General features: G+C 44.2%; 12 protein-coding genes. 2 read left to right on the forward strand and 10 right to left on the reverse strand.

Going from position 1 to position 21,461, the window contains the following annotated elements; genetic code table 11:
• Positions 1-95: 95 nt before the first annotated feature.
• Entirely contained in the window at positions 96-2,675 is a 2,580-nt protein-coding gene (locus V7R39_RS15615; RefSeq protein ID WP_334031829.1) for an acylase, read from the reverse strand.
• A 184-nt stretch (positions 2,676-2,859) separates the two neighbouring features.
• Positions 2,860-5,457: a VolA/Pla-1 family phospholipase gene (locus V7R39_RS15620; RefSeq protein ID WP_334031830.1), complete on the reverse strand. Its 2,598-nt coding sequence runs from the start codon at positions 5,455-5,457 to the stop codon at positions 2,860-2,862.
• Between the two features lie 306 nt (positions 5,458-5,763).
• Here V7R39_RS15620 and V7R39_RS15625 point away from each other — a divergent pair, with 306 nt between their 5' ends.
• Complete coding sequence (locus V7R39_RS15625; RefSeq protein ID WP_334031831.1) at positions 5,764-6,507, forward strand: YciK family oxidoreductase; 744 nt, start codon at positions 5,764-5,766, stop codon at positions 6,505-6,507.
• 164 nt (positions 6,508-6,671) lie between these two features.
• Here the strand turns inward: V7R39_RS15625 and glnS are convergent, their stop codons facing one another.
• Positions 6,672-8,339, reverse strand: coding sequence for a glutamine--tRNA ligase (gene glnS / locus V7R39_RS15630; protein ID WP_334031833.1), 1,668 nt, complete (start codon positions 8,337-8,339; stop codon positions 6,672-6,674).
• A gap of 315 nt (positions 8,340-8,654) precedes the next feature.
• On the opposite strand from glnS, the gene V7R39_RS15635 reads away from it, so the two are divergent.
• Positions 8,655-9,677, forward strand: coding sequence for a LacI family DNA-binding transcriptional regulator (locus V7R39_RS15635; RefSeq protein WP_334031834.1), 1,023 nt, complete (start codon positions 8,655-8,657; stop codon positions 9,675-9,677).
• Positions 9,678-9,743: 66 nt separating this feature from the next.
• On the opposite strand, the gene V7R39_RS15640 is transcribed toward V7R39_RS15635, so the two are convergent.
• The 7 genes from V7R39_RS15640 to V7R39_RS15670 all read right to left on the reverse strand — a co-directional run bounded on the left by V7R39_RS15640 (position 9,744) and on the right by V7R39_RS15670 (position 21,442).
• A complete protein-coding gene (locus V7R39_RS15640) occupies positions 9,744-11,477 on the reverse strand; it encodes an alpha-amylase family glycosyl hydrolase (RefSeq protein ID WP_334031835.1) in 1,734 nt (577 codons plus the stop codon).
• Complete coding sequence (locus V7R39_RS15645) at positions 11,467-12,975, reverse strand: MFS transporter (RefSeq protein ID WP_334031836.1); 1,509 nt, start codon at positions 12,973-12,975, stop codon at positions 11,467-11,469. Before V7R39_RS15645 ends, V7R39_RS15640 begins: the two co-directional genes overlap by 11 nt.
• 26 nt (positions 12,976-13,001) lie before the next feature.
• Positions 13,002-14,933 carry a glycoside hydrolase family 13 protein gene (locus V7R39_RS15650; RefSeq protein WP_438823556.1) on the reverse strand — a complete coding sequence of 644 codons (1,932 nt, stop codon included), beginning with the start codon at positions 14,931-14,933 and terminating at the stop codon, positions 13,002-13,004.
• 422 nt (positions 14,934-15,355) lie between these two features.
• Entirely contained in the window at positions 15,356-17,389 is a 2,034-nt protein-coding gene (locus V7R39_RS15655; protein WP_334031837.1) for an alpha-amylase family protein, read from the reverse strand.
• 97 nt (positions 17,390-17,486) lie between these two features.
• Positions 17,487-18,410 carry a PEP-CTERM/exosortase system-associated acyltransferase gene (locus V7R39_RS15660; protein ID WP_334031838.1) on the reverse strand — a complete coding sequence of 308 codons (924 nt, stop codon included), beginning with the start codon at positions 18,408-18,410 and terminating at the stop codon, positions 17,487-17,489.
• Positions 18,411-18,476: 66 nt separating this feature from the next.
• Positions 18,477-18,983 carry an RNA methyltransferase gene (locus V7R39_RS15665; protein ID WP_334031839.1) on the reverse strand — a complete coding sequence of 169 codons (507 nt, stop codon included), beginning with the start codon at positions 18,981-18,983 and terminating at the stop codon, positions 18,477-18,479.
• A 965-nt stretch (positions 18,984-19,948) separates the two neighbouring features.
• Entirely contained in the window at positions 19,949-21,442 is a 1,494-nt protein-coding gene (locus V7R39_RS15670) for a tryptophan halogenase family protein (protein ID WP_334031840.1), read from the reverse strand.
• Between the last annotated feature and the right edge of the window lie 19 nt (positions 21,443-21,461).

The raw sequence follows: 21,461 nt of genomic DNA on the forward strand, positions 1-21,461 counted from the left end.
CTATCGACTGTTGGTATTATGTAACGTGTACTACGTTATTTGCGATACATATTAGCGCATTATAATACCAGCCCTCGTTCGTTCTGACGATAGCCTTATTGTGACGATAGCGTAACCTTCTCAATGGTATTTGCTTCAATATCTTCATCTGTGAAATAAATATCTCGCAGAGTGGGCTGTTCTGAATACAGTCTAGTTTGATCTAAGAAGTGTTCGCTGTCGCTTTGGCGAGACTGTGAGTACGTTAATATTCCCCGCCCTTGTGGCCCTTCGTCTGTAAAACTGATCACCATAGCCCAGCTTGTTCCATAGTTAATATGATACCCGCCAGCCTCTGCACTCATGATGGTGTTGTTGTTTACTGGTTCGTACCTATGACTTGGCAGTAGGGTCTCATCACGACCTCTTGCGATATCGAACACATTGAAGCCACCTTCGATGTTGTGTGCACCACCCCAAGGTAGTTTTTCACCACTTGCAGTGCCGTTAGGTAAGCTACGCTCAACAAATTGAACTTCACCTAGGGTAGCATCAAATTCGACACCCGCTTGTTCAATAACCTGAACCGCTTTTGCTAATTGTTGCATGGTGGTGTCGTTTTGAACTAAGCCGGTTGGCGTTGTTACTGGAGACTCAAGAGAGAAAGGCACTTCCCACTGTGGATTTTGGTTAAACTGAAATGCAAACTCTCTAAATACATGTGCGCCAACGCTGGCGGTGTTCATTGTGCCATCCCATGCACCAAGCGCATCACATGCAGCCGAGATATCTACGTCTGTACCGTCAACGTTTACCGGCGTATCACCTTGTTCAGTACATGCTTGTAACAAGCTGGGTAATATGTCTTCAGCAAGATAACTGCGGTTATTTAATAAAAGCTCTTCAACCTCTTCAGGTGTGAAGGTCTCATCGCTTCCAGCCTCAGTCTCGATAAACTTCTGTCCCATTCTGGAGCGTAGAGATTGTTGATTCTCAGTATTACCATATAGTGGGTTTACACCCGTAATTGGTGAAGAAAGATTCGTTAGCCAAAAGCTATCGTTAGAATTTTGTACTGAATCTGAACCCTCGTATTTTGGCGCTTCCTCGTAAGGAACGGGCCCGTCAAAATCGAACTGTGAAATAAACCCTGGCAACACGGTAAAGCCCGCTGCGGCCTTAGTTTGTATCAGCAGTGGGTTTGTCGTTAATTCAGTAATAGCTGTTTCAGTCAAATTCGGTACTGTTGAATCGTCAATGTAAAACACTTGACCATCGCTTGAAGCTGCCATCGTATTATTAAAGATAACACCATCGTAATCTTTAAACGCTTGCTTGAACTCGTCCATCGATGAAGCCATATTCATGGCTAACCAGTGATCAACAACATCAAAATTAGGCAGGTTGGCGTCTTTAATCGCGAATGCAGTTTCATCATCCCAACCAAAGTTTCCAGGTACTTCTATCATTGGCCCATAGTTGGTGTAATAAGACGTTTTATTAAGCGCGATAGTTTGTCCACCGCCAACGGCAACCTCTATCTGTAGAGGTTTTTCATAAATAATGCGTTTATTGCCATCGACTATATGACTCATTCCCGACGCATCATCTTCATCTAAACTAAGTTGATAAACCACAAAGTGCTCTGCTGTAGAGAACGTGTGTGTCCACGCTACATTCTCGTTAAACCCAATGTTGACTGCACCAGGAAGGCCCATTAACGAACTCCCCGTTACATTTAAATAACCGGGAATTTGCGCATGGAAGTTCCAAAAGCGCAAATTGCCGGTGTGAGGGAAATGGGGGTTACCTAAAACAATCCCTTTACCGTTAGTGGTTTTATCGCTACCCAACCCCCAACCGTTTGACCCCATTTCTTGTGGGTTTCTTTCCGGTAAGGTGATGGATGGGTTCATTTTAAATGCCGTCGTTGGCATATTTTCGGCATTTGAAGGTGTTTGCGCTTGAGCACTTGCAGTTTGACCTGAAGCTGCGGTTGGCGCTGGTGTTGGGAGGTAATTCTCACCTTCAGGCGCAGCTAAGAACATGGGGCCTAAAAAGTTGGCAGCACCTGGCAATAGCGCCACACCTAAAGAATAGGTCAGTAAATCTACGCTATCAATGGGTTGTACCCACGGCTGGCCTGCACAGCTTTGATCCTGTTCTGCTAAAGGCGTTTCGTCTAAATAACGGTTATAACCTGCTGTGTAGCCTTGAAACATAGCTCTAGAATTGGCAGATAACCGAGGCAAATTATCTTCTGCTAGTTCACGAATACCTAATGTAAGAAAGCCAAAGTCGTTGATAAGGTGCTCTGAATCACCGCTGCCAGGCTGCATATCGGGGCCAAAATACTTGGCACGCTCAGAGTTGTATTTCAGAATTTGGTCTGCCAGTACACACATGTTGTCTCTGGCAAACGCATAGCCGACACCGTAAGCCATGCTTTCTAAATTGTCGGCTTTAACATGAGGTACGCCATAGGTAGTCCACGTAATGTCAGCCGTTAATGAACCATCGGTGTCAAACGCAGGAACAGGTGTAGGTGCGGTTACAACGGGTGGCGGAGACACTGGAGTGCTGCCGTCTTGCACATCTGAAAAGTCGTTGTCATTGTCACCGCACCCAGCTAAACAGGCGGCAACAGATAGTGCAATTAAAGTCCGTGTAGGGTGAATATTTTTAGTTATTGTCATTGATAGTTTCCTTGTGAATAAATGCAAATATGGCGAGCGAACACACAGAGGCGTTTTACTCAAAACCACAACTCATCCGACCAATTTACATTACATTAACAACGCGAAACTTTCAAATAACAGTCACACTTAGCAATAAAAAAGCCGACTTTCGCCGGCTTCTTAATGAGAACGTTTGTAACGCTTAGTTTGCGACTACAGACTCATCACTGATTGGCAGAAGACCTGCATCAGAAGAAACATATGTTGCAACTTGACGCTGCATTTCTGCGGTCACTGCAGCATTTGAGGCCGGACTCAAGCTAGATGCATGAGCACCACTGTTAAACAGTACCAGACCACTGATAGGGTCTGCTTGAGGCCCTACGGTTGTCGATACCTGCTCAAGGCCAATGATATTAGCGAGTGGAAGCTGACCAGACAATGGCAACGCAGTAGAAACAGGGATAACTTGGTCAGGCAGGTTTTCTGCACTGCCATCGCCCACTACGGTCATCATATGCACAGGTGTATTACTACCTAGAGTTTGTGCATAGTTCGTCGGGTCACCTGAATCCATCACGGTTTGTGCAGCAAAGGCAAACTCAGCAAAAACAGCGTTAACCGCGGCTGCTTGTGCTTCAGTAAGGTTTGCTTCAAACAAGGCCACCGCTTCAACTAGCTGAGCTTCATTGACATCAGTTGTTTCAAACAACTGGTTCAATAGCGCAACGAAGTCATCTGATGACTGAGAAAGCAGAAGTCCTTTAATCAGCGGGCCAAACGACGGTGATTCAATTAAGAATTGAGCGGCACCGCCTCCAGGAGACTCAAGAGACGCTTGTTTAATTGCAAACATGCCATCAAGCGCAGCTAAATCGCCGCCCATAGACGTATTCGCTAAGGCTGCAAAATTTCCACCTGTAATTGCACCTAACGATACACCCATGATTGATACACGACTTGTATCAAACTTAACACCCTGTGTAGCTGTGGTATCGACTACCGCATTAAGGCCAAGACGCAAACCAAGTAAATCAGATACGCTTTGACGCAGGTTGTCTCTTGCAGTAGGCAAACTAGCAAGGTTCATGTAATGCGTTGCACTTACCGACGTTGCATTTAGGTCATCTATTCCGTCGCCATTAAGGTCGAATCCGCGGCTACCGTGAATGGGCTGATCGATAGCAACCGAGGCAACACCTGCTAGCGCTAGTGTACCGGTAATGGCTAACATGTCTTCTTTTTGGCTGGTGATACCGTGAGCAAGTATCACAACAGGCCAACCTGCTTCAGGCATACTGATAGGGAAACCTATGGCACCTGCAATAGCTGGGTCTGGAATAGTTACCTGAACATCTAGCGCTTCAGTGCCCATATTGCCGCCAGTTGGCTGTGGATATGGGTTGAATTTAGTAATATTACGCGCACTATCTAATTTTTCACCGTTAACGCGAAGATCGGCAAGACCTAACGCCGAACACGTTTCTGCATTAGGGCCTGGCGTGGCCGCTGCCAATGCTTCCTGTGGTGCGCCTGCTAGCACGATACCGCTGTCACAGGCTGCAGTCCAAAACTGGTTAACTGGTGCAAGTGGGTTTTCAGCAGAAGGCACACCCAAGAAATATGGAAGGTTAATATTTCCTTCATAGCGCTGGGCTGCGCAGAATGGACCAACTTCAGTGAGAATTGCAGTAGATACACCAACCGCAAACTCATTAAGTGCGCCCCACTGAGCAGATAGCTGACCAGACACTGTACCTGCTAAACCAGCACATGTTTCTAATGCGCTAAAATCCGTTGCATCGATAAATGCTTGTGTTTGAGCCGGTAAACCTTGCTTGCCTGTGTTAACTGCACCAGCAACGACGTCAGATGTGACAAGGTTTAACGCTTCCATTGCAGTAGGATCTTCATCTGCATCACCCACTACAATTGCAGGTAACGCTTGTCCTGCTGTAGGGTCGCCAGCACCTGCGCGGGCAGCAAATTCGCTAATCATCACTTTCTTTATAGTATCAAGAGAGTTAGCAATAGACTGGGTAGTGAACGCCGATACATAAGTCAGCTCTTCGCGCTCGTATCCAGCGCTAATTAGTGGATTAACCAGTGAGTTGACCAGCCCTTGCAGCTGAAGTTGCGAATCACTTGATAGCGGGTTTGTATTGATATCTAATCTTACCAAATCCCAGGTTGTTGAGCCTTGCACCGACTTACCCGATGAATCTTTAAGGTCGGTAGTCATTACGAGCATGTAGCCTTGCGCTGGTTTCAGCGGCTTTAGGGGGACAACTGAAACCGTGTTGTTGTCTGCCAAACTCAAAACATAATCTACGCCGAAAGTAAGCTGCTCACCTAGCTTACAGCCTGCTGATGGTGTAGAAATTTGTGCGCAGTCTGGGTCAGATTGATCAAGGCCTAAGGTTGCCTCAAACAGCAAAATACCAGCAGAAAGTGATGATTCATCCAGTGACGTATTCACCGGCGTTTCAACATTAATCACAAACGGATGTTGTGTCGACCAGCCGTCTAGCACGTTTAATGCATTTTGTGGGTCGCCAAAGTCAGTGGGATCAGCAACCGGTATGTTTAGTGTGTAATCGAAAAAGCCATCATCGCCTGGCAGCATTAATAAGTCGTTAGGAATGTTGAGGTTCCCTGCTGCTGGATCAAATACTATTCGCGAAAATGGGGTTTGTACTTCTGTTTCGGCCTGAATGTCGGAAAGGGTTTCATCGGAGCCACCACAGCCTGCTAGACCCAGTGCAAGGGCCACACTGGAACTTAATACGAGTTTTCTCATCTCTACTCCCTACAAGCATTGTTGTTATTCTGTGTCTAAAATTCGGTTTTATTAAAATAGCTTGGTCTATCCTGCTTTAACAGGCATAGAAGATCGTTTCAAACATGTTAGACCAGTTGTATCTTCCTCAATCTTATTGACTTTGTTGCAACTTTGCAAAGTTTTGTTAACTAGTTTGGTGAACTTTTTTTACGTTTAGCAGGTTTTTGACAGGATTGTTTTACTTAGCGGTCAGGTTGAGTATCATCACACCACTTGTAAAACGCCTAGCAAAGCCTCTTTGCACGATGTAACTGAAGGACAATCATGAACGACTATAATGCGCCCAGCAATTTATTAAACGATAAAGTAATTCTTATTACTGGCGCCGGTGATGGTATTGGTGCGCAAGCGGCTAAAACTTACGCAGCATTTGGTGCTACTTGTATATTGCTTGGCAGAACTGTGGCCAAGCTTGAAGCTGTGTACGACGACATAGTTGCCGCTAAGGGCGCAGAGCCTGCTATTGTGCCTTTAGATATAAAAGGCGCTACTCCTAGTCATTATCAACAAATGACTCAGACGATTATTGACCAGTTCGGTCGTTTAGATGGGGTGTTGCACAACGCATCTATTCTTGGCCATTTAAGTGCATTTAAAGATATTGACGCTCAAGAGTGGCAAGATGTCATGCAAATAAACCTAAACGGTATGGTGTATATGACTCAGGCATTACTCCCTGCTCTTTTGAAATCTGATAGCGCCTCAGTTATTTTCACCACTTCTAGTGTAGGCAGAAAAGGCCGCGCCTTTTGGGGAACCTATGCTGTGTCTAAGTTTGCTACCGAAGGGGTTATGCAAACTCTAGCAGACGAATACCAGAACAAGTCTATCCGCTTTAACTGCATCAATCCTGGCGCTACGCGAACAAACATGCGCGCCCAAGCTTTCCCGGCAGAAACCCCTGAAACATTAAAAACGCCAGAAGACATTATGCCTACCTACTTGTACTTGATGGGTAATGATAGCGCGGATGTTAACGGTGAGTCCTTGGACTGCCAGCCAAAGTAACCTAAGCCGCCAAGTTTAATATGATCAGGCTTTGACATGGGCAGGTTTGTACACGGAAAGGCACTAACGTAAGTAAGTTGTGATTCAGAACTGTATTTACAGATTAATAAAAAGCAAAAAAGCCGCGTAAACGCGGCTTTTTGATCATTAGACGAAGCGCTACATTAGCCTTCCATTTTTGCCCAAGTATCTCGCAGACCTACCGTGCGATTGAATACAGGCTTTTCAGCAGTACTGTCGTTATCTAAACAGAAATAACCGGTACGCTCAAATTGCCATGCACCAACTTCTGGTACATTATCTACCAAGCCAGCTTCAGCCCAGCCTTGTTTTACTTCAAGAGATTCTGGATTGATAGCATCGGTAAAGTCTTCTTCGGCAGCTGGGTTAGGTACATTGAACAAGCGGTCGTACAAACGGAACTCTGCCGCTTTTGCCGTTGCTGCATCTACCCAGTGAATAACGCCTTTTACCTTGCGGCCATCAGCAGGATCTTTACCCAGCGTGTCTGGATCGTAGGTGCAATAAACGGTAGTGACATTGCCCTCTTCGTCCTTTTCTACACGGTTTGCTTTCACTACATAAGCGTTGCGAAGACGCACTTCTTTTTCAAGTACCAGTCGCTTAAACTTTTTATTTGCTGATTCACGAAAATCCTCAGCTTCAATCCAGACTTCACGACTAAACGTGATGTCTCGAGTGCCCATTGCCTCATCATTTGGATGATTAGGAGCCACCAAGGTTTCGGTAGCGCCCTCTTCGTAGTTTTCGATAACCACTTTTATCGGGTCTAGCACGGCCATTGCACGAGGCGCATTCACGTTTAAGTCATCGCGAATACAGGCTTCTAGCATGGACATTTCAACCATGTTGTCCATTTTGGTCACGCCGATACGCTTACAAAACTCAACCACAGAACCCGGCGTGTAGCCGCGACGTCGCAAGCCAGCTACGGTTGGCATACGTGGGTCATCCCAGCCATGAACGTGTTTCTCATCAACCAATTGAATAAGACGGCGTTTACTTAGCACCGTGTATTCCAAGTTAAGACGAGAAAATTCATACTGCTTAGGGTTGCAATCGATAGAGATATTCTCAATAACCCAGTCGTATAGACGGCGGTTGTCTTGAAATTCCAATGTACACAGTGAATGCGTAATGCCCTCTATGGCATCTGATATACAGTGCGTAAAATCGTACATTGGATACACACACCACTTATCACCCGTTTGATGATGGTGGGCGTGCTTCACTCTGTAAATGACCGGGTCGCGCATGCACATGAACGGTGAAGTCATGTCAATTTTCGCGCGCAGGCTGCATTCGCCTTCGGCATAGTCACCGGCTGTCATTTTGGCGAATTCACGTTTATTGGTTTCTACGTCAGTGTCGCGATAGGCGCTATTTTTGCCCGGCTCTTTCAACGTACCGCGCAATTCACGCATGACTTCCTGGCTAGAAAAATCGACGTAAGCTAAACCTTTATCAATCAATTCATTTGCAAAGCCGTGTAGCTGGTCGAAGTAGTTAGAGGAATAACGCTCATCACCGCTCCATGTAAAACCAAGCCATTTAACGTCTTCTTTAATTGAGTTAACAAAAGAAATATCTTCTTTCGCTGGATTCGTGTCGTCAAAACGCAGATTACAGGTTCCCGTGTAATCCTTCGCAATACCGAAGTTCAAGCAAATGGATTTCGCATGACCAATGTGAAGAAAGCCATTTGGCTCAGGCGGAAACCGCGTTTTTATTGAGTCATGCAAACCACTGGCAAGATCTTTATCAATGATTTGACGGATAAAATTGGTCGGACGATGCTCAGTCTCGGCCATTCGCATGTTCCCCTTATTGCACAAGTAATTGTATTAATGTCGTGAGTATACCACTGACACAAATGCTTCAACCACGTTTTATTTATTTAACGCTGACAAGTGGTTGAATAACCGACGACAGAGGCTGATATTGCTACCTTTCACGTTAAACACCACACTATAAATGTTAGTGAAATAAAGGGCGCAAGCTTTTTTGTGAAAGGATGCGTCAATGATTCTCTGTCGGGCTTCACAGTTCAAAAACAAGACATAAAGAAAAAATGTGTTAATCTAATTTTGATGACAACGATGTCGTTGTAGCGAGAAATGATGTTTATGAAAGAAAAAGCGACCTCTTTTGATATTGCTCACTTGGCCGGTGTTTCACAATCGACCGTTTCAAGAGCACTGAACAATAGCCCTCTTGTTAATTTAGAAACAAGAGAACGCGTGCAGCGAATCGCACAAGAACTCAATTATAAAGTCGATAAAAATGCGAGCAATTTAAGAAAGCAGAAAAGCAGTACGATTGCCCTTTTACTTTTTGAGGACCCCACTTCAGACGATTCAATGATAAACCCTTTTTTCCTTGCCATGCTAGGCAGCATCACACGTGCCTGTGCAAAAGCGAATTACGATCTTTTAGTCTCGTTTCAAAATTTGGAAGACGATTGGCACGCGGAATATGAAGACTCAAATAAAGCAGACGGCATAATCTTATTGGGGTATGGCAACTACACCGACTATCAAACCAAAGTGGCGCAACTTGAGTCGCAGGGCACGCATTTTGTTCGCTGGGGCGCGCCTGATAAGGACCACCCTGGAGTCAGTATTGGCTGCGATAATTATCAAGGTGGACAAAGCATTACCGAGCACTTAATCGCGTTGGGTAAAAAAACCTTTGCATTTATTGGCGACAATGGCGTTCATGCGCCTGAATTTATGGCTCGATATCGCGGTTATACCGACACATTAAAAAAACATAAACTTACCGCCAAGAGTGTTCAACGAAATGCCATTTCCACAGAAGATGATGGCTCTGACGCTGTTCGTTCATTAATAGCGTGTAACGAGTTACCAGAAGCCATTGTATGTGCGTCAGATTTGATCGCTATGGGCGCACTGCGTGCCCTACGGCGGGCCAATATCAATGTGCCACAGGATGTGGCGGTGGTTGGCTATGACAATATTGCGGTTTCTGCGTACACCACCCCCGCATTATCGACTGTGCAACAAAATACCAACCTTGCGGGAGAATTATTGGTCGACACCTTATTAAGGGCCATTAACAACGAGAAAGTAGAAGACTATCTTATGCCTGCCGATATCATCATCCGCCAGTCCTGCGGTAGCGATTAAAAACCAAAAAGAGTGCGTAAACGCACCCTTTTTGGTTTGGTTAAGCGAGGTTTGTAAACTTGCGGTTTACTGCCTTTTCATTTGGTCAGCCAGGGTAGCCATTAGCTTATCGCCCGTAATTGCGCCGTCACGCACCCATACTTGAACGCCGTTAGCCTCCACAGTGCTTAAGAGCGAACCACCCTCTTGTATCTGCTGGCTCTCACCGCCCAACTGCTCTTGCCACTGTCCTTCTTGCATAAACTGCGAAACATTGAACGAGGCGGGTTTATTGGACTTGTTCAACAACACCAACGCGGTTTGCTGATTTTCTTTGTCTTGTAACACCCGATAGAACACCGCTTTGTGCTCTTTTAATTCAACATTTAACTGAAGCCCACGTTGCAAGGCCGGCGTTGCTTTTCGCACGTTAGCAATATCGCTAAGCGCTTGCTGAATCGGGTTGGCTGTTGCGCTGTTGATACGCTCTTGCCCTAGGTAATTGCGATTACCAGCATGCTCTGCGGTACCGCGCATAAAACCAATTTCAGACCCCATATATACAACCGGAATGCCTCTTACCGTAAATAGCCAGTTATGGGCATTGATAAACCCATCGTCTGTGGCATTCATGCGGGCCATGTCATGATTGTCGTAAAACGTCGTTAAATCATACACGTTTTCATAAGGCCCATGGGTAAGGTGTAATACCTCTTTCATATCAGCAAAATCACTTTCCAGTGGCTTTTCAAACACTGACAACATGGCTTTTTGCATTGGGAAGTCGAGTACACTGATGTTGCCGTTTTTATCTAGCGTGTGCTGCGCAATATTATTCGCCTCGTAATCGAAGCTTTCTCCGAACATAAAAAAGTCAGGGTTCTCTTCACGCACACGGTCGGACATTTCTCGCCAAAACGCATGAGGCACATGGCGAATAGTGTCTATTCGAAACGCATCAGCCCCCTGAGAAATCCAATAAAGATAACTGCTGATCAGGTAATCTCTTAGAGCTGGGTTTTCGTCATCTAAGTTAGAAAGCTTCACTAGGTCTGGATAATTGTGAAAAAAGGCATGCAGAGGGTTATTTTGCGGGTCTAAATTCTCAGGCGCTAAATTTTGATGGTCTGCCACCAAAAGCCCGTTTTTATCGTATAGCTCACCGTATCCTGGTAAATCATCAGTCATGGTGAAACTGGGTGAACCATGATTAGCCACAATATCAAACACTGACTTTAAACCCTGCTCGCGCATTTGCGCGGTATATTGCTTAACGGTCAGGTCATCACTCACCAAATGCTCGTCGGGTTGATAAAAATTCGACGCCCAATACCCGTGATAACCAGTTTTACCACCGTCTTTAAATGCGCCGCCGTAGGTAATTTGTTCATCGCCATTAAATGCATAATCAGGGTTGTCATGAACCGGTGTCATCCACACTGCGGTAAAGCCCATCTCGGTTATGTAGTCGGCGTTTTGTAAAATACCTTTTAAGTCGCCGCCCATATACCCTACGTAGGCTTTTTTGCCCTCAGGCCCCTCTAACGGAAGCCTCCAAGTAGGATAGTCTCCACCTTGGTCCTCAAAATTATTCGACTTGTCACCATCAACGAATCTATCGGTCACTACAAAGTAAATAGCTTCGCTTGCAAAGGGTGTGGTTGTGCCCACAATGGTTTGATTATTCAGCGACTCAAGGTTAGTCTCGCGGTGATTAACGTCTGCCTTGCTTGTCGAGTTATTCGAGTAATTCGTGTTTGTGCAGGCCGCTGTTAATATTGTCGCCATGGCCATCGCGATTGCTGTGCGTTTAGACACCATCTTGAATAACTCCTTTTTCTTCAACAATTTCACTGGTATCAGCTTCTTTCACAAAAAATACTGCTATAGCACCAATCACCATGGACACACCAGCAACAACAATGATGTACTTAGCGTCGTTATCGAATACGCTACTTAAGATCCAACCTGCTGTTAGGCCTGATACAATTTGTGGTGCCGCGACGGTAAAGTTAAATATGCCCATGTACACACCAGTTTTATCAGCAGGAAGCGCACCTGCCAACATAGCATAAGGCATTGCAAGAATAGCGGCCCACGCAATACCCACGCCAATCATCGGTATGAGTAATTTAACGGCGCCAAGAGGTACGGTAACTTCTGTGATGAGAAGGTTGACGTTTACCATGGTTAAATCTTGGAAGAATAAAAAGCTTACGTAACTCATGCCGCCCAATGCCAACGCGCCAGCATAAACGGTTTTACGACCAAATTTGTCCGCTAGCTTGGCAAGAAAGATTGAGAAAATAGCGGCAAACACGGAATAAGCGGCAAATAGAATACCCACCCAGTCGCCGGCGGCACCTTTGGCCATAATAATAGCCTCTGGAACCATAGGAGCGGCTGCGATAAATGCAGGGTCAAACCATTGCTTATCTACGTTCCAAATATGTTGAGTAATAGCGGGCGTGGTGTATACCCACATAATAAAGAGTGCAAACCAAGAGAAAAATTGCACAACCGCTAACTGTTTCATGGTTTTAGGCATAGTCGCCACTAACGCAAAGAACTCTTTTAAACGCTGTGTTAGTGGTGCCTTTTTTTCTTTTTTCTCTGCGTTAAGCGAAGCGCCCTGTTCAGGACTTAACCCTTTATATCGACTGTATTCTTCAGGCGAATATTCTTTCGTTCTAAACACGGTCCAAATAACGGTACCTAATAACACTGAAGCACCGATATAGAATGCCCACATTACCGAAGGTGCAACCTCCCCCATTTGCGCCGTGTTCTCTAAGCCCACAACGTTGGTGAGCACAAAGGGAAGGATAGAGCCAATAACGGCACCGATATTAATAAGAAGGGACTGAATAGAATAGCCCACATTGCGCTGGGATGGCGGCACCATGTCTGAAACTAATGAGCGAAACGGCTGAAAGCATACATTAAACGAAGCATCCATGAGCGCAACCATGAGCGCCCCCATTACCATTGGCGCTAAAAACGCCACAAAAATAGGCGCGTTGGGTAGCAATATCATACCCACAACGGCAGCCACGGCACCGGCTAAAATAAACGGTCTTCTGCGACCCAGTCTATTCCACGTTCTGTCCGACGCAGAACCCACAATAGGTTGCACGATCAAGCCCATAATTGGTGCGACAAGCCAAAACAATGACAAAGAGTGAAGATCGGCGCCCAGATCTGAAAGAATACGGCTTACATTTGCGTTTTGCAGGGCAAAACCAAATTGAACGCCAAGGAAGCCAAAACTGACATTCCAAATTTGCCAAAATGAGAGGCGGGGTTGAGTTGCTTGCATAATTAGCTCTATTTATTGTTTTTAAATTAATTTACAACGAATACCGTTGCAGACATTGGTGGCAACGTTAACGTGTCGTCAACGTTAAATACGGTTTTATCGCTTAGGCGAGTTGCCTGCGTATAATTTGATAGCATGGTCGAATAACGAGCAAGAGATACCTTCGCCTCTTGTTTATTCATTATTATCATTAACATGCTACCGTCATCCTCTTCAGCGAGGCGGAAATACGTATAAACGCCATCATGAGGGGCGTAATGTTTCATTTCTCCCATAAACACGTTGGGATAATTTTGTCGCAAAGCCAATAATGCTCTCACCCGTTGCTGCGCCCAACGTTCATCTTGAGACAATCCTTCGCCTGTAAACGCATTTACTGCTGAATCGGTATTCTGTTTAAAGCCGCCTGGAAAATCGGACCTGATAATTCCGTGATCTGAACTATCAGGGTTGGCCATGAGAATTTCCGTTCCATAGAATACTTGAGGAATACCTCGGGTGGTTAGGAAAAACGTTATGGCCATATTCCATTTGTCTATATCGTGACCAAGCTGAGTAAAAATACGGCTCATATCATGATTATCAGGGAATATCACTAGGTTGTTAGGATCACCATATAGGAAGTCGGTCGCCAGCGTTTCATAAATATTCCCCAGCCCTGTGTTCCATGACTCTTCTTCTGTGAGTGCGGACGTTACCGCAGCCTGCAGTGGAAAATCCATCACCGACGGTAATGCACTGACGTATTCATCATGTCGATGGCTTCCCGCCTGCCAATAAGCGGTAATGGCTGGGTTAATCGTCCACTCTTCTCCCACAATGTTAAGGCTTGGATATTCTGACATAAGACGGGCTGTCCACTTTGACAAAAATCCTTTATCGGAATAGGAATAGGTATCTACACGAATGCCGCTTAAACCGGCAAACTCCACCCACCAAATAGCGTTTTGAATTAAGTAATTCACTAAATGAGGATTTTTTTGATTGAGATCTGGCATGGTAGGAACGAACCAACCATCGCTAAAGCCTTCAATATCGCTTTCTATAACATGAGGGTCGTGAAGTGATTCTCGCTTGTGCGTGGTGCCAACGAATTTCCCCTCGTTATTTATCCAATCAACTGAGGGTGTATCCTTCATCCACAGGTGAGCACTGCCTATGTGATTAAGCACCATATCCATGATAATGCCAACGCCCTGCTCGTTTGCTTTTTCACTAAGCGTGACATAATCGGCATTGGTACCGAAGCGAGGGTCTATTTGATAAAAGTCGGTTGTGGAATACCCGTGGTAACTGTATTTGGCCATTGCATTTTCAAGCATTGGCATTGTCCAAATTTGCGTAAAGCCCATGTCTGCGATGTAACCAAGATTATCAATAATGCCCTGAATATCACCTCCATGCCGGCCTCCCCTGTTCGACCTATCAACAGTATCTCGGTAACCAGCTACATCATCGTTACTGGAATCGCCATTAGCAAACCTATCTGGCGTAATGAGATAAATTGCATCTTTAGCAGAGAACCCTTCACGACTTTTACTTTCACTGTCTCGAGGCAGCAGTTCATAAGAAAATTCATAAGGGAATGAGTTAGAAGACGAGTTAGCAAACGAATGAGAGACTTTTGCCGAACCAGCTTCGTTGCTTGCTTTAACATTACTCGTATTTTCTTCTCCATCAGTCAACGTAAATATCAGCTCGCCACTTTTTGCTTTTGTAATGTCTAAGGTGACAAACAGATAGTTGGGGCTATCTAATGCGGTAACAGCATCAAGAACAACACCCTCTCCATTAACTGAAACCTTCTTATTGGCAATATTGTCACCATAAAGCATCAATTCAACCAATGGCGATTCCATGCCTACCCACCAGTTTGGTGGATAAACATCAATACCGCCTTTGGCGGCATACACAGGAAGCGCGCTTGCTGAAACTGTGAACAATGCTGCAGTGATTATTTGTGAAAAACGTGCCCGTAAAGAACTTGGTTGTAAAAAGCGTGTTCGCAAAAAGCCAGCTCGCAAAGCGCCTATTCTAAAAAGACTTGTTCCCACAGTCTTTCGTGGTATGGCAAACTTAAGAAGAGACGACCTGAGAAAATTTAAAACTGAAGACGTCACTAAGACCACCTCATGTTAAAAAGACGTTAAGTAAAAAGCGAAAGAAGATAGTACCTGTGTAACACTAAGATACCAATTCACTGCATACGTATTCACTACCTGAGAACTAGGGCCTGCAAACAAAAAAGCCACTTGGCTTGTTTGATACAAACAAAGTGGCTTTTATTGGACGTGGCTTTTATTAGAGGCTGCTTATCAAGCTCTTGTCTGGGCTTTTAACAAAAATTACGAAGCTGGTTTATAGACAATGCTATTGACTCTTATAGTTCAAAAACCAGCGTCTCTAGGCCCTCAAGCGAAACTGATGTCATCACAGTGCCGTCTTTAGCGTCTAACGCGAGTTGCTTTTCGCCGACCAAAGGCTTAAGCATCGACGGTATTTCTGACTCTGCAAACAAAGACGTGGGGAAAATAAGATGCATGTCTTTTACAGGCTGTTCTGAGAAATTAGTAACAACTATAAAACCTTCATCTTGTGAGCGCCTTGCAAAGGCAAACTGCTGCTCACTATAATTATTACTTTGCTGGCTTTGTAAAGTGCGGTTATTTGAGTTTTGGATTTGTGAAGGCGAATTATCACCCTGCGCATTACTCAAGTTGATGTCGTGCAGACTGATAAACTCGCCGTTCACAGCGTTATGGTTTGCAGCAATAGCCATTATTGACTCATAGAAATTCCGTAAAGACTTTTCTTGCTCTGTGGATGCACCGCCATCAAATTTTCCATTGTTCATAAAACGCTGATGAGCAGGCACCCCGGCATAATCAAAAATGGTGGTCCGAGTAGGATCGCCAAACCCCATGTCTTCACTTCCGTCTTCCCCCACGTCCTGACCAAAGTAAAGTAGCGTTGGAGAGCTGCTAATCAGGGCGCTTACGGCAAGTGCTGGCTTACCCTTCTCAGCACTACCTGCAAAGTCCTCACTGGCAATACGCTGTTCGTCGTGGTTTTCTAAAAAGTGAAGCATATGGGGTGCAATATCAGAAACTTGATTGTGAACAGATACCAGCTCACTCACCTTCCCTGAGCCCTGCATAATGGTTTTAAGCGTATCGTAAAATCCAACTTTGTCGTATAAATAGTCCATCTTGCCCAAATGTATATAATCTCGGTACTTGGAGGGTTGATATACCTCTGCCAATAAAAATGCGTCAGGCGAACGATGTTTAATACTGCTGTTTAAGAATGACCAAAATTCGACAGGTACCATTTCTGCCATGTCGTAACGAAAACCGTCGACACCTTTGTCTAACCAATAATGTGCAATGCTTTGAAACTTATACCAAGAATCAGGGAGAGATTTGTCTTTCCAAAAATTCATATGTTCGCTATACGACTTGTTAGCGTACTCTGAAGGTAAGACAGGAAAGTCATAGGTGCCATCAGGCTTCACACCGTAGTTTATTTTAACGGTTTCATACCAGTCGTTAATGTCGGGTTTGGCAGCTCTTGCTCCGTTTCCGGTCCATTTTGCTGGGTACTCTTTAAATTCACCATCAGCTAAAGGATGTTCGTCCCCGCCAAGCGTTTCATAACCTTGTGCGGTAGGTACTTCAAAGGCTTTATCGACAACATAGTAAAAATTGTTGTCTCTTGCATACACCACTGAAGTATTGTCGCTGTGACCAAAATTGGTTTGTCCCTCTGGCAATGATAACGATTGATAGCTGCGAGCAACATGGTTTGGAACGATATCAATAATCACCTTCATGCCATTTTCATGTGTACGCTTTATGAGGGCTTCAAACTCTTCCAATCTGTTTGCTGGGTCTAGCGCGAGGTCAGGGTTAACGTTGTAGTAATCTTTTACAGCGTAGGGGGAGCCTGCACGTCCTTTGACTACATCGGGGTCGTCGTGTGATATTCCATAGTCGCTATAGTCGTTGATGACTGCGTGGTGTGGTACCCCTGTGTACCACACATGGCTGGCACCTAGGGCTTTTATACTCGCAAGTGCAGCATCGTTAATATCGGCAAACTTACCCACGCCATTGTCTTCGATGCTTCCCCATGGAATATTCGCTGTATTCTTATTTCCATAAAGGCGAGTAAAAAGCTGGTATACCACCGGCTTACCCTGAACTGATGATAACTGTTCGGTGGAAGACGTTTTAGTAGAAGGCGCTTTAATAGAATAAGACTGGCGATTCTCAGTAGGGTTCGAGCCCTGAGTTTGTTGATTACTCATTGTGTCGTTGTCTGAACAGGCTAGAAGACTTGAAACCACAATAGCAACCGCAATAGGTTTTCGAAACGAAGGAATAGTAAATGAAGACATATTTTTAACTGGCATCGTATTGATTACTTCTATTTTTCTGAATGCCGATAGGATACGCGTTAACGTATTGTTAAAAAACATGCATACGTATTCAACCCCAAAAAACCTATTATTACGCTGCTGCTGACACCCTATCCTCGCGCTTTGCGACAAACGGAACATTAGCGGTAGAGGTGAAAGCTTCAACACTTATTTTATTCAAACTCGGCTGAATGCTCTGATGGACCTCTTGCTGAAAACGCTTTAAGGTGTTTGAGAGTTCGCTCACCAATGTAGTTGGTGAAAGGCGGTAAGGCACTCGCTGCCCTTTAAAACTGATAGCTTCGCCAACTTCATTAAAGTGAATGCCAAACGCCTTCATTCGTCTAGCCAACTTTGGCTCCATTAGCACATAGGCGTGAGACATATTTAAATGCAAACAGACACTGGTGGCCATTAAATAGAGCGCAATGGATAAATAAGGTAATTGTTCAATATTGAACTTTAGGTTTTTGCTTTGCTTTACTTTCGCGAGTTTTTCATTTGGTAGCACTTTTGTTTTAAGCTGCCTAACCCGAAACTCTCTGGGCACAGCGAGACGAGAAATTTCACACACGCCGTCTGACACTAAACGAGAAGGCAAAAGTGACGAACACGAAAATGCATCTGAAAACTTGTCTTCCAACGGCAGTGCGCCACTGCCATGCTGAGGCAATACAAGTCGTATTGTACCTGCGCACTCTCCCGTAGGAAGGTGTTTAATATAGCAATTCACTGCTCTATCGTCGTACTTGTCTACCTCAAGAGACGACGCTCTTGTCTGTTCAAACTTCATTTCTTCACAATAGACTTTGTGACGTGTTTTAAAACTGACGTCTTTGTCTTTTTCATCGTTAGCAACAACCAGTTGATAACGGCTAAAAAAGAAACGAACAATTTCTTCGTCGATGGCGGGTTGTTTGGCAAACATATTTGGTAGCAATGATGGTAAATTGTTAAATTTCTGAGAAACCACATGGTTAAACTTACCCATCGCTTTTCTAGTTCTTGTGATCAACGCAAAACTCCCAAATTTTTATCATTTTGGTAAGCGTCCTAGCTCACATGAAACACGCACAATCGATTAGATTTTCGTTGTGTTATTTGTGTCTCTACTGCTCCGTATTAGCGCATCCCCGCTAACAAAATCAGACTTTGATAATCTATCGTACAACAGCACATTTGCTGTGGCGGCCAAGTTCATACATGAATATGTTGGTACGTATACAACATGGTCACACCAGGTAAGAACGTCACTTGGCACACTTCCGTCCTCAGGACCGAGTATATAAAACGCATTTTCTGGGTGTTCGAAGTGCGGTAACGGCACAGCACCTTCTACTAACTCAACACACACTACTTTCGCGCCTTTAGGTACAACATCTCTTAAACTATCGACACCAACAGTTGGAATAATTTTGTGAAACGCTTTTGTATCTGCGTTAAATTCCTTTGCCAACCTATATCGCTGGCCGGTATAAAAAACCGACGCTACACCATAGCAGCCGGCAGCCCGTAAAATAGAGGCGACATTCACCGGATTTTTTGGATTTATTAAGCCAATTGAGGCCTTTTGTTTTGCCAGTTCCATACTTCAGCTCAATTCACTGTTTTTATTGTTAGCGGATACTGCCACTTATTCTTACCACCTACCACTCGCAGCAACGTAAATTAGGCTAAGGTATAAGTTTTTAACCCTTTCACTCGTCGCTTAGAGGTCAACTAGGTCTATAAATACCGAAAACAGGTCAATAAATTGAGCCTCAATTGTGTGGCCTGCTTTATTACTTTGTTTAGATAAAGCAATTTATGAACCAGAAGTGCGTAAAAATTACAGTATGTCATTCGAACATCTTACAAGAGTATGTAAAGAGTACAAGGAAAGTATGATTAAACCATTTACATTTAAAATAACGAGTCAGAATGAGGGTATAAAATCAATATATTCAATACTTTAACTACAACTCCTTGTCAGATGACTTTTAAAATTAAAAGTCATATTGGTTCTTTTACATTTTCTTAATTCAATTTTTGAGCGGGACAAAAAGAAGGTTTTTTGAAACAAGTGCATCTCGTTCATATAGATGTATGCAATCGGGTACAGTATAAGGGACTGATTTTTTGCACTTATACATTATTACTCATTTATGGAAAGCGAATTTTAAGCTGTAACAGCATTATGTATAAGAAAAGATACGCTTTTACAGCTTGAATGAATGTATTCACTTTAAGTGAGCGCGCCCCCCAATAATCGAACGAAGCTTGCTTGCGTGGTAATTAACGGCAGCGCTTTAGGATAAATCGTGCAGCATAGACATAGAGCGAGGAAAAACAGGTAAAAGAGATACGAATAAAAAACCGCAATATCGTCGATATTGCGGTTTATACTTTGTTTCGTCGGATAGACGCTGAGCGTGTTAAGAGTTTACTTCATGGTGACAGTCAGTGTTGGCATTGCACCATCAGGTCAGTAATAATTCATCAATCGCACCAAAAGGGTTAGAAAAACGCGTCAAACAACCAATTGAAACTATTAAAGAGTATATGCATCTTCTTTTATAAGCCGCAAAACTGTTTAATAAACATATCGTGAGTCGCAATTTTTCCCACGGGTTCATTTTTAATATTTTTAATATTACGCATTAACTCTAAAAGTTTCTCATCAGACATGGCGTTCGCCAGTGGGTGGTAATCGTTAGCGTCAATGCCCTGCCCCATCATCACCTGTAGCCATGAACTCTCTAAGAAAAGGTCGTTTTGCTCTCTATAAATATTTCCCGATGCCTTAAATAATTCTATTTTATGGGTGAGACTTTTTGGTACTTCCATGTTTCTCACGTCACGCCAAAATTGGCTATCGTTACGTTCGTTTACATGATAATGCAATATTATAAAGTCGCGAATTTGCTCGTATTCCAATTTAGACTGCTGATTGTACTCATCAATCTGCTCTTGCCTAATGCCATTGTGAGGAAACAAATGAATTAAACGTACCACAGCTGACTGAATAAGATGAATACTGGTAGATTCCAACGGCTCAAGGAAGCCGCTAGCTAGCCCTACAGCAATGACGTTTTTGTTCCACTGCTTGCGTCTACGACCAGTTTTAAAGCGTATAAAATTAGGGTCGGCCAGTGGCGTGGTATCGATATTATTAGATAAAATATCTAGCGCCTGATCGTCACTGTAATAGTTACTGCTGTAAACAAGGCCGTTGCCGTTACGATGCTGCAAAGGAATACGCCACTGCCATCCAGCGCTATGCGCAATTGAGCGAGTAAAAGGGCTCGTGTTTTCATGACGCTCTGAGGGCATGGCTACCGCGCGATCGCACGGCAACCAATGTGACCAGTCTTCATAGCCGGTATTGAGGGTTTGTTGAGTAAGCAAACCTTTAAACCCTGAACAGTCGATAAAAAGATCACCGCTTATTGAGGTGCCATCTTTTAGCGTGACGGCTTTTATATAGCCGTTTTCGGTATGCTGCTCTACCCGCTCTATAATCCCTTCTTGACGAACAACCCCCATTTCCTCGCATTTTTTACGAAGAAAGCGGGCGTAAAGCGACGCATCAAAGTGATACGCATAAGGCATTTCAATGATGGGATCAGGGGATTTTATGTGGGCAAACTTTCCCGCCTCGCAGGCAAGATAGTTGAGGTCGTATTCCCAAATAGAGTCTTTCAGACCCAATTTTTGCGCGCGTTTAAAATAATGATGAAAATGGCAAAATGCAAAGCTCTTACCCGGCGCACCAAAGGTATGGTAATAGCTATCACCCTGCTCTTTCCAATTCTCGAAACGAATAGCCAGCTTCATGGTGGCTTTCGTTTCTCTGAGAAATTCTTTCTCATCTAAACCCAGCATCTTATTGAGCAGTATAATGGGTGGTATAGTCGCCTCGCCCACGCCTACGGTGCCAATATCTTCTGATTCCACCAATGTAACGTTAACTCGAGAACCTAATAGACGTTTGACAACCGCAGCTGAAATCCAGCCAGCTGTTCCACCACCTACAATTACTACATCTTTTACTGCTGTGTTTGTCATATTTTTGCCACTGCCGCTT

Origin of the sequence: Alteromonas sp. P256, assembly GCF_036864455.1 — a bacterium.
In the GTDB taxonomy this organism is placed as follows: domain Bacteria; phylum Pseudomonadota; class Gammaproteobacteria; order Enterobacterales; family Alteromonadaceae; genus Alteromonas.

What these genes read in the sequence shown, in the direction of transcription:
- V7R39_RS15625 (WP_334031831.1), top strand. Translation starts at nt 5,764, where the DNA reads ATGAACGACTATAATGCGCCCAGCAATTTATTAAACGATAAAGTAATT.
- glnS (WP_334031833.1), bottom strand. Translation starts at nt 8,339, where the DNA reads ATGGCCGAGACTGAGCATCGTCCGACCAATTTTATCCGTCAAATCATT.
- V7R39_RS15615 (WP_334031829.1), bottom strand. Translation starts at nt 2,675, where the DNA reads ATGACAATAACTAAAAATATTCACCCTACACGGACTTTAATTGCACTA.
- V7R39_RS15670 (WP_334031840.1), bottom strand. Translation starts at nt 21,442, where the DNA reads ATGACAAACACAGCAGTAAAAGATGTAGTAATTGTAGGTGGTGGAACA.
- V7R39_RS15645 (WP_334031836.1), bottom strand. Translation starts at nt 12,975, where the DNA reads ATGCAAGCAACTCAACCCCGCCTCTCATTTTGGCAAATTTGGAATGTC.
- V7R39_RS15620 (WP_334031830.1), bottom strand. Translation starts at nt 5,457, where the DNA reads ATGAGAAAACTCGTATTAAGTTCCAGTGTGGCCCTTGCACTGGGTCTA.
- V7R39_RS15665 (WP_334031839.1), bottom strand. Translation starts at nt 18,983, where the DNA reads ATGGAACTGGCAAAACAAAAGGCCTCAATTGGCTTAATAAATCCAAAA.
- V7R39_RS15640 (WP_334031835.1), bottom strand. Translation starts at nt 11,477, where the DNA reads ATGGTGTCTAAACGCACAGCAATCGCGATGGCCATGGCGACAATATTA.
- V7R39_RS15635 (WP_334031834.1), top strand. Translation starts at nt 8,655, where the DNA reads ATGAAAGAAAAAGCGACCTCTTTTGATATTGCTCACTTGGCCGGTGTT.
- V7R39_RS15655 (WP_334031837.1), bottom strand. Translation starts at nt 17,389, where the DNA reads ATGCCAGTTAAAAATATGTCTTCATTTACTATTCCTTCGTTTCGAAAA.